Genomic DNA, 13,128 nt, shown 5'->3' with positions numbered 1-13,128 from the left:
ATCAGCGGCCGACACGCGGGAAGTGCCCAAATCCGGGGATCTGGGGTCGCTCAGGGCGTCGGTCGGGTGGCCGGGGCGGACCAGTCCGGCACCTCGGCACCGGGCGCGGTGAAGGTGTCGAAGTCCGTGGTGTCCCGGAAGGCGGGCAGGGTGTGGAGATCCCGCGCGTACGCCCACAGGTGCGGGTAGGCGGATAGGCCGGGATTGATGGTGCGTCGCGCGTTCGGCCCGGCGTCGTAGCGGACCAGGGTCACCCAGAGTCGGACGTCCGCCTCGGTCAGCACCGATCCGACCAGGTAGCGCCGGGTGGCCAGTCGCTCGTCGAGCGCGGCGAAGGCGTCGAGCAGGATACGGCGGGCGTGGACACCGTCCGGCCCTGGCCGGGCCGCCGCCCGTACGCCGTGGTTGACCGCCGGGCCGAGCCAGGCGTCGAGGTCCTCGATCTCGGCGCGGTGTTCCTCGGGGTACGTGTCGACAACCGGAGTGACGTGGCGCCGGAACTGGGTGGCGAGGTCGATCCCGATCGTGCGGAAGTCGTTGCTGACCACGCTCGCGGTGGCCCGGTCCCAGAGCACCGGCACCGAGACGTGACCGTCGAAGCCCTCCTCAGTCGCCTCGTAGACCTGGCGCAGCAGGGTGAAGCCGTTCACCGGATCGGGTCCGTACCGGTCGCGGAAGGCCCAGCCGCGCCCGTCCCGGGCGTTGTCCACGTACGACACGCTGACCACGTCGTCCAGCCCGGCGAGGGCCCGGGTGATGGTCACCCGGTGCGACCATGGGCAGAACCAGCCCGCGTAGATGTGGTAGCGCCCGACCCGGGGGGTGAAGCCGGCGTAGCTGTTCTCGGCGATGCGTTCGGTGAACCGGTAGAGCGGGCGGGGGTCGTCGGGCCGGCGGACGATCCGGTACTCGCCGTAGGTCGTGGTGTCGACCGGGCTGGCCAGGCGGCTGAAGGGCGAGAGTGTTGGCATGGGGTGCACCTCCCATGGACCGAAGCGCGAGAGCCGGAGCAAACCCTATCTGCTAACTAGGATTTAGGTCCAGTGCCACCGGCCTCCCGGTTGCCCGGACGGCTCACTCCGGTCGGCGGCGCCGGAGCAGGTAGGTGTCCATGATCCAGCCCTTGCGCTCCCGGGCCGCCCGGCGTACGTCCACGATCCGGGGGCCGACCTCGGCGAGCGGGCCGGCGACCAGGATCTCGTCCGGCGTACCGAGGTACGCCCCCCAGTAGATGTCGACGCCGGGCTCGGTGACCCGGGTGAAGGTGCAGTGCGCGTCCAGCATCACCACCAGGTCGTCCACCTCCGACGGCCAGCCCTGCGCGAGCAGTCGACCGGTGGTGACCTGGAACGGCCTACCGACCCGGTTCAGCCCGATCCGGTGTCGCGCGGCCAGCGTCGAGACGCTGCTCACCCCGGGGATCACCGCGTAGTCGAAGTGGACCGTTCCGTCGGCCAGCATCTCCTCGACGACGCCGAGGGTGCTGTCGTACAACGCCGGGTCGCCCCAGACCAGGAACGCGCCGCAGCCGTCCTCGGGGACCTCGTCCCGGATCAGCACCCGCAACAACTCGGCCCGCCGTCGGCGCCAGTCGTCCACCGCGCTGACATAGCCGGCGGTGCCGAGGTCGCTCCGGTCCCGGTCCGGGTCGCGCAACTCCACCACCCGGTGCCCGGATTTCGTCGGATGCCGGCGCAGGATCTCTTGCCTCAGCCCGACCAGGTCGTGCTTCTGCGCACCCTTGTCGAGCACGAAGAAGACGTCGACCTCGCCGAGTGCCCGGACGGCCTCCAGGGTGAGCTGTTCGGGATCACCCGCACCGATGCCGATGACCAGGATCTTCCGCATGAGTTACGTCCCCTGACCAACCGGGCGCTTCGCCGACCGGTCCCGGGCGGCGGAGTAGAGGTAGCTGTCGGGGAATCCCTCGGCGGCCAGCACCTCGCCGACGATGATCACCGCCGTGCGGCGTATCCCGGCCCGCTCGACCTGGTCGGCGATGTCCGCCAGGGTGCCGCGCAGGACGACCTCGTCGGGCCGGCTGGCCCGGGCGACCACGGCCACCGGACAGTCGACGCCGTAGTGCGGCACGAGTTGCTCGGCGATCGCCCGGGTGCGACCGACCGCGAGGTGCAGGACCAGCGTCGCGCGGCTGGCCCCGAGGATCGCGAGGTCCTCGCCGGCCGGCATGGCGGTCGATCGGGACTGGGCCCGGGTCAACACCACCGTCTGTCCGACCGTCGGCACGGTCAACTCCCGGCGCAGGGTCGCGGCGGCGGCGGCGAAGGCCGGTACGCCGGGCACGATCTCGTACGGCACACCCGCCCCGTCGAGCCGGCGCAGCTGTTCGGCCACCGCACTGTAGATCGAGGGGTCACCCGAGCAGAGCCGGGCCACGTCCCGGCCGCGCCGGTGGGCGTCGACCATCAACGCGATGATCTCGTCCAACGTCAGTTCCGCCGTGTCGACCAACTCCGCGTCCGGGGGACAGGAGTCGAGCAGCTCGGCCGGGACCAGGCTGCCGGCGTACAGGCAGACCTGGGCACCGGCCAGCACCCGCTGTCCCCGTACCGTGATCAGGTCGGCGGCGCCGGGACCGGCGCCGATGAACGTAACCGTCATGGTTTTCCCACCATCCATTGCACCAACGCGCGGGCCGGACGCCAGGCGGTGAAGCTTCCGAGCGGCTCGGCCCGTTCGATGCCGAGCCGGGTCAGGTCGCCGCCGAGCCGGGCCGCCCGCGCGGTCAACTCGCGTTCCCCCTCGATGGTCACCGCGTGGGCCACCAGCCGGCCGCCCGGCACCAGCGCGGCCCAGCAGGCGTCGAGGACACCGTCGGTGGCCAGTCCGCCGCCGACGAAGACCGCGTCCGGAGCCGGCAGCCCGGCCAGTGCCGCCGGGGCCCGGCCGAGCACCACCCGCAGCTCCGGTACGCCCAGCGCCGCCGCGTTGGCCGCGATCCGCTCGGCCCGGTCCGGCCTCGCCTCGACCGCCACCGCCCGGCAGGTCGACGCGGTCCGCAGCCACTCGATGCCGATGCTGCCCGATCCGGCGCCCACGTCCCAGAGCAGTTCGCCGGGGGCCGGCGCGAGCCGGGACAGCGCGAGTGCCCGCGCCTCCCGTTTGGTGAGGGCGCCATCGTGGTCGTACGCCTCGTCGGGCAGGCCCGGCACCGTCGACCGGAGCAGCGCGTCCGGTCCGGCCGTCGCGTGCACCGCGACGATGTTCAACGGATCGCCGGGCGGATGGTTCCAGCCGTCCGCGACACCGTCGACCCGGTTCTCCCCGGCGGCCCCGAGTGACGACAGCACCGTCACCGGGCTCGCTCCGTAGCCGGCGTCGGTGAGCAGACCGGCCAGTGCCGAGGGCGTCGCCGCGTCGGCGCTGAGCACCAGGATCCGGTGGCCGGGGGAGAGCACCCGGCGGACCCGGGCGAGGTCGCGGCCGACGGCGCTGACCACGGTGACCCGTTCGACCGGCCAACCGAGCCGGGCACAGGCCAGCGTGATCGACGACGGATGCGGCACCACGCTCACCCGGTCGGCACCGAGCAGGTCGACGAGGTGGGCCCCGACACCGAACCACATCGGGTCACCACTGGCGAGTACGCAGAGTCGGCGGTCGGCGTGCTCGTCGAGCAGGCCGGGCAGGGCGGGCAGCATCGGACTGGGCCAACTCACGCGCCGGGCCGGCAGGTCCGACGGAAGCAGATCGAGCTGCCGGCGTCCGCCGAGGACGACCTCGGCCGCGCGGAGCGCGGACCGGCCGGTCTCGCCGAGTCCGTTCCAGCCGTCCGCGCCGATCCCGACCACGGTCAGCCCAGGTCTGGCCCTCGTCGCGGTCACGACGCGGAACGTTAGCCGACCTGCCGCCGATGGTGCCCTGCCGGGTGGGCTGTGTCATCATCGGCGACGACGGCGCGGCGAGGAACTCCGGTGGGTCGGTCTGCGAAGACCGGCGAATCCGGGGCGGTCCCGCCACTGTGACCGACCAGCGGGTCGGAAGCCAGACACTCCGCCCCCGTCCCGTGTCCGTCCCCCGGACGACGCGGTACCGGACCGGTCGTGGGCGTGGACACCCGCGAGGTAGGAGGTTGGCCGTGCGGTCGTACCCGTTCTCCGCCGTCGTCGGAATGGACGACATGGTGCTCGCGCTCACCCTGAGCGCCGTCTCCCCGGCCGTCGGCGGGGTGCTGATCCGGGGCGAGAAGGGCACCGCCAAGTCCACCGTCGTGCGGGCGCTGACCACGCTGCTGCCGCCGGTGACCGTGCTCACCGGCTGCCGCTTCTCCTGCGACCCGGCCGCACCGGACCCGGACTGCCCGGACGGACCACACCCCGGCGGTACGTCGGACAACGCACACCCCGGCGCCACCTCGGACGCCACACATTCCGGCGGTACGTCGGTCACCCGGCCGGCCCGGCTGGTCGAGTTGCCCGTCGGCGCGACCGAGGACCGGGTGCTCGGGGCGTTGCACCTGGAGCGCGCGCTGCGGGACGGGGTGACCGCGTACGAGCCGGGGCTGCTCGCCTCGGCACATCGCGGACTGCTCTACGTCGACGAGGTCAACCTGCTGCACGACCACCTCGTCGACGTGCTGCTCGACGCGGCGGCGATGGGTCGGGCCATGGTGGAACGGGAGGGGGTGTCGATCGCGCACGCCGCCCGGTTTGTCCTGGTCGGCACGATGAATCCCGAGGAGGGCGAACTCCGCCCGCAGCTACTGGACCGGTTCGGGCTGACGGTGGAGGTGGCCGCCAGCCGGGACCCGTCGGTGCGGGCGGAGGTGACCCGCCGACGACTCGGTTACGAGGCCGACCCGGACGGCTTCGCCGACCGGTACGCTCCGGCGGACGCCGAGCGGGCCGAGCGGATCGCCACCGCCCGCCGGCTGCTGCCCTCGGTCCGGCTCGACGACGACACACTGCACCGGATCGCCACGCTCTGCGCCTCGTTCGAGGTCGACGGCATGCGGGCCGACCTGGTGACCGCCCGTACCGCGATGGCGCACGCGGCCTGGAGCGGTCGGACCTGGGTCACCGCCACCGACATCCGGGCGGCGGCCCGGCTCGCCCTGCCGCACCGACGCCGCCGCGACCCGTTCGACCCGCCGGGCATCGAGCAGGAACGGCTGGACCAGGCGCTGGCCGACGCCGGCCTGGACCAGCCGGACGGCCCGGCGCCGGAGACCGACCCGCCGCCGCAGGGGCCGGGCCCGGACGGTCCCGACCCGGGCGGACCGGGCGGCTCGCCGACCCCCGAGGATGTCGAGCGGGATGTTCCGGGACCGGTGGAGACCCAGCCGGCGTCGGAGACCTCGCCAGCGGCGGAGACCGGTGCCGGGGCGGATGGGCCGAACGGCTTCCGGGTCCCGGGGGACCCCTCCGGACCCGACGGGGCGGAGGAGCCACGGCATGGCCGCGAGGCCGCCCCGACCGGTGGCCGGGCGCTCGCGGCCGACCAGCCGTACCGGGCCCGGCTGCTCGTCGTACCCGGGATCGGGGCGGGTGCCGCCGGTCGGCGGTCGCCGGCCGTGACCACGGTCGGCCAGACGGTCCGGACCACGCTGCCGGGCGCGGGGCCGGTCGGCCGACCCCACCTGGTCGCGACGCTCTGGGCGGCGGCGCCGTACCAGCGGCTGCGCGGCCGGCGGGGCCCGGGACTGGAGGTACGGCCGGAGGACGTACGGGTCCCGGTCCGGCAGGGCCGGGAGGGCAACCTGATCCTGTTCTGTGTCGACGCCTCCGGCTCGATGGCCGCCCGACAGCGGATGCGGGAGGTCAAGACCGCCGTGCTGTCCCTGCTGCTGGACGCCTACCAGCGGCGGGACAAGGTCGGCCTGGTCACCTTCCGGGGGAACACGGCCGACCTCGCGCTGCCGCCGACGTCGAGTGTGGACGTCGCCGCCACCCGGCTCGGCGACCTGCCGACCGGCGGCCGTACGCCGTTGGCGGAGGGTCTGCTGCGGGCCGGCGAGGCGTTGCGGGTGGAGAGGATCCGTGATCCGCGCCGCCGCGCCCTGCTGGTGGTGGTGACGGACGGCCGGGCCACCGCCGGCTCGGACGCCGTACCCCGGTCGCGGCACGCCGCCCGGCTGCTGGCCGCCGGCGGAGTGCGGTCGGTGGTGATCGACTGCGAATCGGGCCGGATCCGGCTCGGGCTGGCGTCCGCGCTGGCCGGGGCGCTGGGCGCGGAACACCTGCCGTTGGAGCAGGTCGCGGCCGGAGCGCTGACCACGGCGGTACGGTCACGGACCGACATCCGCCGGCCGGGTGCCCAGGCGTCGGGCAGGGCTGCCTGATGCCACAGGGACAGCCCGAGTCGGTTCCGCAGGACGGCCTGACCACCCGGCAGCGCCGCAACCGTCCCCTGCTCATCGTCCACACCGGAGCGATGAAGGGTAAGTCGACGGCGGCCTTCGGCCTCGCCATGCGGGGCTGGAACCAGGGCTGGTCGATCGCCGTGTTCCAGTTCGTCAAGTCGGCCCGGTGGCGCGTCGGCGAGGAGGCGGGCATGCTCGCCCTCGGTCGGGTGCACGAGCAGACCGGTGAGGGCGGCCCGGTGCAGTGGCACAAGATGGGCTCGGGCTGGAGCTGGAGCCGCAAGCCCGGCACCGAGGACGACCACGCCGCCAACGCCGTCGAGGGCTGGCGGGAGATCAAGCGCCGGCTCGCCGGATCGCAGCACCAGCTGTACGTGCTCGACGAGTTCACCTATCCGATGAAGTGGGGCTGGATCGACGTCGACGACGTCGTCGAGACCCTCCGGAACCGGCCCGGCCACCAACACGTGGTGATCACCGGCCGGGACGCCGACCCGCGGCTCGTCGAGGCGGCCGATCTCGTCGTTGAGATGACCAAGGTGAAGCACCCGATGGACGCCGGCCAGAAGGGACAACGGGGGATCGAGTGGTGACCCGGCTGCCCCGGGTGGTAATCGCCGCGCCCGCCTCCGGACAGGGCAAGACCACCGTGGCCACCGGACTGATGGCGGCGCTGCGCGAGCGTGGCCTGGTGGTCAGCGGGCACAAGGTCGGGCCGGACTACATCGACCCCGGCTACCACGCCCTGGCGACCGGCCGACCGGGACGCAACCTCGATCCGCACCTTCAGGGCGAGGAGCGGATCATTCCGCTGCTGTTGCACGGCGCGACCGAGCCGGCCCCGGCCGACGTCGCCATCGTGGAGGGGGTGATGGGTCTGCACGACGGCGCGGTCGGCCGAGAGGGGTTCGCCTCCACCGCGCACGTCGCCCGGCTGACCCGGAGCCCGGTGCTGCTGGTGGTCGACGTCTCCGGCAGTTCCCGCAGCATCGGTGCGCTGGTGCACGGTTTCGCGACGTACGACCCGGAGCTGACGATCGCCGGGGTGATCCTGAACAAGGTCGGGTCGGAGACCCACGCGGCGGAGGTCCGGCAGGCGGTCGCCCGGACCGGCGTACCGGTGCTCGGTGCGCTGCGCCGGGACGCCTCCCTGGACACCCCGAGCCGGCATCTCGGGCTCGTTCCGGCCGCCGAGCGCGCCGCCGAGGCCCGCCGAACCGTCGACGCGCTCGCCGGCCACCTCGCCCGCGCCGTCGACCTGGACGCCGTACTCGCCGTCGCCCGGCGGGCACCCGAGCTGACCGACCGGCCCTGGCGACCCGGCGAGCAGGTACCGCGCCTTTCCGACGCGCCGCCGGTCACCGTCGCGGTCGCCGGGGGCTCGGCGTTCACCTTCCGCTATCCGGAGACCGAGGAACTGCTCGGTGCCGCCGGGCTGCGGGTCGTACCGGTCGATCCGCTGCGCGACGAGGAGCTGCCGGCCGACTGCGCGGGCCTCTACCTCGGCGGCGGCTTCCCCGAGGTGTACGCGGCGGAGCTGTCCGCCAACGGCCGGCTGCGGGCGGCGGTGGGCCGGGCGGTCCGGGGTGGCCTGCCGGTGGTGGCCGAGTGTGCGGGACTGCTCTACCTGTGCCGGGACCTCGACGGGCATCCGATGACCGGGGTGTTGGCCGCCTCGGCCCGGATGACCGGAAGGCTCACCCTCGGCTACCGGGAGGGCGTCGCGGTCGGCGCCAGCCTGCTGGCCGAGTCCGGCACGGTGGTGACCGGGCACGAGTTCCACCGCACCCGGGTCGAGTACGCCCCCGACCGGGTTCCCGCCTGGCGGTTCCGCCCCCGGCCGTCCCGCCCGCACGGGTTGGACACGGCGGTGGAGGAGGGCGTGGCCGATGCCAGCCTGCACGCGTCCTATCTGCACGTGCACTGGGCCGGGCATCCGGAACTGGCCGCGCGGTTCGTCACGGCGGCGGCCCGGTACGCCGGAGCGCCCGTCCCGGTCACGTCGGCGGACCGGGCGATCAGGAGCGCGGTCCGGCCGACTCCCGGCTGATCTGCCCCAGCGGACGGTCGGGTTCACCCCTACGCCTGACCGGGCTCGCGGGGCTCGCAGGCGCGCGATAGTGTGCCCCTCGGCGGTCGACGGAGCGTGTGGGGGTAGGGATCTTGTCAAGTCTTCCCCTGCGAGCGGACGACCCGTACCACCTCGGCGGCTACGAGGTGCTCGCCCGCCTCGGCGCGGGCGGCATGGGCACCGTGTTCCTGGGGCGTTCCCCGCAGGGCCGGCAGGTCGCGATCAAGGTGGTCCGGACCGAGTTCATGCACGACGCGGAGTTCCTCGGCCGGTTCCGCAGCGAGGTCAACCGGGCCCGGCAGGTGCCGCCGTTCTGCACCGCCGAGGTGCTCGACGCCGACCTCGACCACGATCCGCCGTACCTGGTCGTCGAGTACGTCGACGGGCCGAACCTGTCCGACGTGGTCCGTGAGCAGGGGCCGCTCTCCCCGGGCGCGCTGCACAGTGCGGCGCTCGGCATCGCCACCGCGCTGACCGCGATCCACGGCGCCGGGGTGATCCACCGTGATCTCAAGCCGGGCAACGTGCTCTTCGCGCTGGGCGGTGTCAAGGTGATCGACTTCGGCATCGCCCGGCCGCTGGAGGCGACCAGCCAGCACACCCGTACCGATCAGATGGTCGGGACCGTCGCCTACATGGCGCCGGAGCGCTTCGACGAGCAGCCCGGCCTGCGGATGAGTCCCGCCGCCGACGTCTTCGCCTGGGGAGCGGTGGTCACGTTCGCGGGCACCGGCCGGACGCCGTTCGCCGCGGACTCGGCGGCGGCCACCGCGATGCGCATCCTGACCCAGCCGCCGACGCTGACCGGTCTGCCCGCGCCGCTGCGCGACATCGTGGCCCGGACCCTCGCCAAGGATCCGGCCGAGCGGCCGACGGCCCGGGAACTGCTCGACCTGCTCCTGGCCGCGGACGCACCGGCCGGCGCGGGACCGAACCGGCCGGTACCACCGGGAGCGGTGTCGCCGCACTCCGCGCGACCGGTCTGGATCGACCAGGGCACGCCGGTGCGGGACGGCGGCGCGGTGGCCGGGCGGTCGCAGCGCCGCGCGTTGAGGCGCGGGAGCGTCGCCGTGGGTGCCATCGTCGCTGTGCTGGTCGCCGGTCTCCTGGGCTACCGGATGCTGCCCGAGATCGGCCCCGACCCCGGTGCGTCGGAGAACAGCGCGTCGTCCCCCACCGCCACCGCCCCGGGTACCTCGAACGGCTCGCCGAAGCCGCCGTCCGTCCGGACCGGGGACGCCGCCATCCTCGCCGGGGCCCGGCGTACCCTCATCCACTTCGTGGAGATGGACAGGGATCTGGCCCTGCCCCTCCCCGACAAGGTGGTGCCATCGGACGGCACCGGCGAGAACGCGGTGTTCGCCCTCGTCCCGGTGGGCGTGGATTACATGATCAAGTCGATGCAGTCCAACCACGGCGAGCCGCCGTGCCTCGGCGTGAAGTTCAACCCGGACAAGTGGGATTCGCTGGTCGGGACCGAGTGTCGGCCCACCAAGGCGACGCTCTTCTCGATCACGTCCACCGGCAAGACGGATGACAAGGGCCGGCCGACGTACACGATCTACAACGACGACGCGGGCCTCGTGCAGTGGGCAAAGTCCAGTCGGGAGATCTACGTGCAGTTTCCCGGTGACTCGCCGAACGCGACGTTCAGCTTCGTCGACCGGGGCCCGATCTAACCGGTATGCGGGGCGGGAGCCGTCGCGTCTGACGGCCCCCGCCCCTCGACCACGCTGTCAGCTGGCGTAGGTCTCGAACTCGGCGACCCTTGGCGCACCGGTCGAACTGGTGATGTCGAAGGTGATCTTGGTCAGCGAGGTCTGGGCGAAGGTGATGACGCCCGCGCCACTGCCGGAGGTCAGGACGCCGCCCGTGTCGGCGTTGAGAACCCGCCAGGATCCGATGCCGCCCACGGCGCCTGACGCTTCCCGGATGTTGATCCTGGAGACCGAGGTGGCGGAGCCCCACTTGATCGAGATGGAACCGGTCGAGCCGGCGGGCGACCAGTAGGTGCCCATGTTGCCGTCCCGCACGTTGCCGTAGCTCGTTCCGCTGGCCTTGCTGGAGCCGTCGGCGCCCGCCCCGATGCTGAGGTTGGTCCCGCTGGGCTGGGTCGGCGTCGGCGTGGTGGGTCCCGGTGTGGGGTTGGTCGGTGTCGGCGTGGTCGGCCGTGGCGTGGGGTTGGTCGGTCCGGTCGTCGGCGTCGTCGGCGAGCAGTTGCCGTTCGACACCTGGTTGCCCTTGTTGGCGCCGGCCGTCTGGCTGACGATGTTCGGCACGCAGCTGGCCCCGTCGAGGCTGTAGGAGTACGGGATGCTGACGGTGGTGTTGGACTGCGGGTTGGGACCGGCGGGGTTGGTGTCGCTGCCCGGGCTGGACCAGGTCACGTTGTCGAAGATGTTGCCGCTGACCTGCCAGTAGCCGGCCTCGCTGGTGTAGAAGGTGCCCAGCACGTCCTTGGAGTTGCGGAAGTAGTTGTTGTCCACCTTGGCGCGGGCGCCGGCCCGGGAGTTGATCCCGGACTCGTGGAGGCTCACGTACGAGTTGTTGTAGATATGGGCTATGCCGCCACGCAGCAGGGGCGTACGGGAGTCGATGTTCTCGTACAGGTTGTGGTGGTACGTGATGAAGCCGTTCGAGCGGTCGCTCTCACTGGACCCGACGAGACCACCCCGGCCGGAGTTGCGCAGGACGCTGTAGGACAGGGTCACGTACTGGACGTTGTCCTTCAGGTCGAAGAGGCCGTCGAAGCCCTCCGACTCCCCACCCGACGCCTCCAGGGTGACGTGGTCCACCCAGATGTTGCGGACGGTGCTCTCCATGCCGATGGCGTCACCGCCGTTGGACGTGGGCGAGCCCGACTTCTTGACGTTCCGGACGGTCACGTTCTGGATGATGATGTTGCTGGAGTCGCGGATGTGGATGCCGAGTTGGTCGAAGACGGCTCCGCCGCCGACGCCGATGATCGAGACGTTGCTGATCTGCTTGAGTTCGATCACGCCGGCGGCGGTGTTGCAGCTGTCGCCCGACACCTTGGTGGTGTTGCCGTGGTTGATGGTCCCGGAAACCTCGATGATGATCGGGGTGCTGCTGCTGGCCCGGCCGCACAGGGCCGCATGGATCGCGGTCCCCGTGCTGGCCCGCACCGTCTGCCCGCCCGCACCGCCGGTGGTCCCACCGTTCTGGGTCGCGTAGCCGGTGACGCCGCCGGTCGCCGCCGACGCCTGGGGCATCGACAGCACCGCGCCGGCCGCGATCGCGACGGCCGTCGTGGCCAGTGCCGCATAGAGTCGCAGTGCGACTGGTCGTCTCATCCTCGCCTCACTTCTCGTCCTCGCATCCACCAGGACGATCCAGGTAGACGGGGAAAGCGCTTTCCAAAATCGAAGGATAGGACTATGTCTATCGGCCTGGCAAGATCCCGTCCGGGTCTGCGGCATATGTTCTGCCGCGTCTCGTGCGCCGGTCGCCGTCAGTCCCGCATCGTGACGGTGACGTTCGCGTCGTCGCTGCGCCCGTTCTGGCTGAGTCGGTAGCTGAAGCTGTCGGTCAGCCGGTGCGTCGCGGTGCGCTGGTAGACCAGTTCGGCACCGGAGGCGCTGCGGGTGAGTCGGCCGTACCTCGGTTGGGTGACGATGCTGAGTGACGCGTTCCAGTTGGCATGGTCGTTGGCGCGCACCGCGAACACGTTCGGACCGGCCCGGGAGGCGGAGAAGACGTCACTGTTGGCCACCGGTGCCGGCACGAAGCTCTGGTCGCCCCGGTTGATGTGCACCAGCACGGCGTAGGGGTTCCTCAGTTCGACGTCGAGGCGCCCGTCCCGGTTGGCATCGATTATCCGGATCTTCCAGCCGTAGGTGGTGTTGTCGGCCAACTGCGCCGTGGTGCCGTCACCGAAGACCACGACCACGCCCTCGTAGGGCGGGCGGTCGCCCTCAAGGTATTCGAGCACGATGTCTGTTCCGCCGTCCCCGTCGAAGTCCGCGGTGGCGTGTCCCCGGACGCCACCCCAGTGGCTGGGGCCACGGACCAGTCGACCCGACGGAGTGTTCAGATAGGACTGGAAGCCGTCCGGGTCGTCGGTGACGATGTAGAGGTCCTGCAAGCCGTCACCGTTGAAGTCCGCCTTGAAGTTGCCGCCCACCCGGCGTACGGCCCGGTACTTGGCGACGGGTCGGTAGTCGCGCAGCACCACCAGGTTGTAGCCGAGGCTGTCCTCGGGGCCGTTGTACCAGTTCACCAGGAGTTCCAGGGTCCCATCGCCGCCCAGGTCGTATTCGCCGGAGTCGGGGCAACTGCTGACCGGGGCGTTCCAGCCCGGCAGCCGGTAGTGGTACCAGCGGGCCGGGCCGTAGCCGCCCCGGCCCGTACCGAGGGCCACCGAGACGCCGCAGGTCGGGTCTGGGCTGCCCTGGACCGGCAAGATGGTCCGGTCGGTCACGCCATCGCCGTTGACGTCCGCGTAGATGGGTTGCTGTGCGGGGGCCGCGTGCGCCGCTGGTACTGCCAGCGTCACCGCGCCGATGGCCGCGACCACGCAGCCGACGAGAACTCTCCAGACAGGCCTCACGCCGGTCATCTTCCGTTCCACCCCGAGCCCTGGGTGACCCGCCCGGTGGCGGGGTCACCACGCGTCACGGGTACGCCCCGGGACGCGTGGTGACGACGCTAGGAGTGGGTGGGGGCGACCGGAAGGTAGCTAACCGTAATCTCACAGCTACGATTAGCGATGGTC

Annotated in this window: 10 protein-coding genes; 4 read left to right on the top strand and 6 right to left on the bottom strand. The window is 72.2% G+C overall.

Annotated elements, in window-relative coordinates:
- Nucleotides 1-50: 50 nt before the first annotated feature.
- From ACFP2T_RS32110 to cbiE, 4 genes are all read right to left on the bottom strand, one after another.
- Complete coding sequence (locus ACFP2T_RS32110; RefSeq protein ID WP_377428399.1) at nucleotides 51-971, bottom strand: glutathione S-transferase C-terminal domain-containing protein; 921 nt, start codon at nucleotides 969-971, stop codon at nucleotides 51-53.
- A gap of 103 nt (nucleotides 972-1,074) precedes the next feature.
- Nucleotides 1,075-1,848 carry a precorrin-6A synthase (deacetylating) gene (gene cobF / locus ACFP2T_RS32105; RefSeq protein ID WP_377428397.1) on the bottom strand — a complete coding sequence of 258 codons (774 nt, stop codon included), beginning with the start codon at nucleotides 1,846-1,848 and terminating at the stop codon, nucleotides 1,075-1,077.
- A 3-nt stretch (nucleotides 1,849-1,851) separates the two neighbouring features.
- Complete coding sequence (gene cobM / locus ACFP2T_RS32100) at nucleotides 1,852-2,622, bottom strand: precorrin-4 C(11)-methyltransferase (protein ID WP_377428395.1); 771 nt, start codon at nucleotides 2,620-2,622, stop codon at nucleotides 1,852-1,854.
- Nucleotides 2,619-3,845: a precorrin-6y C5,15-methyltransferase (decarboxylating) subunit CbiE gene (gene cbiE, locus ACFP2T_RS32095; RefSeq protein ID WP_377428393.1), complete on the bottom strand. Its 1,227-nt coding sequence runs from the start codon at nucleotides 3,843-3,845 to the stop codon at nucleotides 2,619-2,621. The genes cobM and cbiE overlap by 4 nt, the downstream gene beginning before the upstream one ends.
- Before the next feature lie 287 nt (nucleotides 3,846-4,132).
- Here cbiE and ACFP2T_RS32090 point away from each other — a divergent pair, with 287 nt between their 5' ends.
- From ACFP2T_RS32090 to ACFP2T_RS32075, 4 genes are all read left to right on the top strand, one after another.
- Complete coding sequence (locus ACFP2T_RS32090; protein ID WP_377428948.1) at nucleotides 4,133-6,301, top strand: magnesium chelatase subunit D family protein; 2,169 nt, start codon at nucleotides 4,133-4,135, stop codon at nucleotides 6,299-6,301.
- The gene (gene cobO, locus ACFP2T_RS32085) at nucleotides 6,301-6,915 is read left to right on the top strand and encodes a cob(I)yrinic acid a,c-diamide adenosyltransferase (RefSeq protein WP_377428391.1); all 615 of its coding nucleotides are present in this window, start codon (nucleotides 6,301-6,303) and stop codon (nucleotides 6,913-6,915) included. Before ACFP2T_RS32090 ends, cobO begins: the two co-directional genes overlap by 1 nt.
- Nucleotides 6,912-8,372, top strand: a complete 1,461-nt coding sequence (locus ACFP2T_RS32080) for a cobyrinate a,c-diamide synthase (protein WP_377428389.1) — start codon at nucleotides 6,912-6,914, stop codon at nucleotides 8,370-8,372. The genes cobO and ACFP2T_RS32080 overlap by 4 nt, the downstream gene beginning before the upstream one ends.
- Before the next feature lie 113 nt (nucleotides 8,373-8,485).
- Nucleotides 8,486-10,072 carry a serine/threonine protein kinase gene (locus tag ACFP2T_RS32075; RefSeq protein WP_377428387.1) on the top strand — a complete coding sequence of 529 codons (1,587 nt, stop codon included), beginning with the start codon at nucleotides 8,486-8,488 and terminating at the stop codon, nucleotides 10,070-10,072.
- 57 nt (nucleotides 10,073-10,129) lie between these two features.
- On the opposite strand, the gene ACFP2T_RS32070 is transcribed toward ACFP2T_RS32075, so the two are convergent.
- On the bottom strand, nucleotides 10,130-11,707 hold the full coding sequence (locus tag ACFP2T_RS32070; protein WP_377428385.1) for a pectate lyase family protein: 1,578 nt from the start codon (nucleotides 11,705-11,707) through the stop codon (nucleotides 10,130-10,132).
- 158 nt (nucleotides 11,708-11,865) lie between these two features.
- Complete coding sequence (locus tag ACFP2T_RS32065; RefSeq protein ID WP_377428383.1) at nucleotides 11,866-12,972, bottom strand: FG-GAP repeat domain-containing protein; 1,107 nt, start codon at nucleotides 12,970-12,972, stop codon at nucleotides 11,866-11,868.
- Nucleotides 12,973-13,128 lie beyond the last annotated feature (156 nt).

The sequence above is a fragment of the Plantactinospora solaniradicis genome (genome assembly GCF_042658085.1).
GTDB lineage: Bacteria > Actinomycetota > Actinomycetes > Mycobacteriales > Micromonosporaceae > Plantactinospora > Plantactinospora solaniradicis.
The sequence above is the reverse complement of the archived record's forward strand: the minus strand, read 5'-3'. Positions and strand labels throughout refer to the sequence as shown.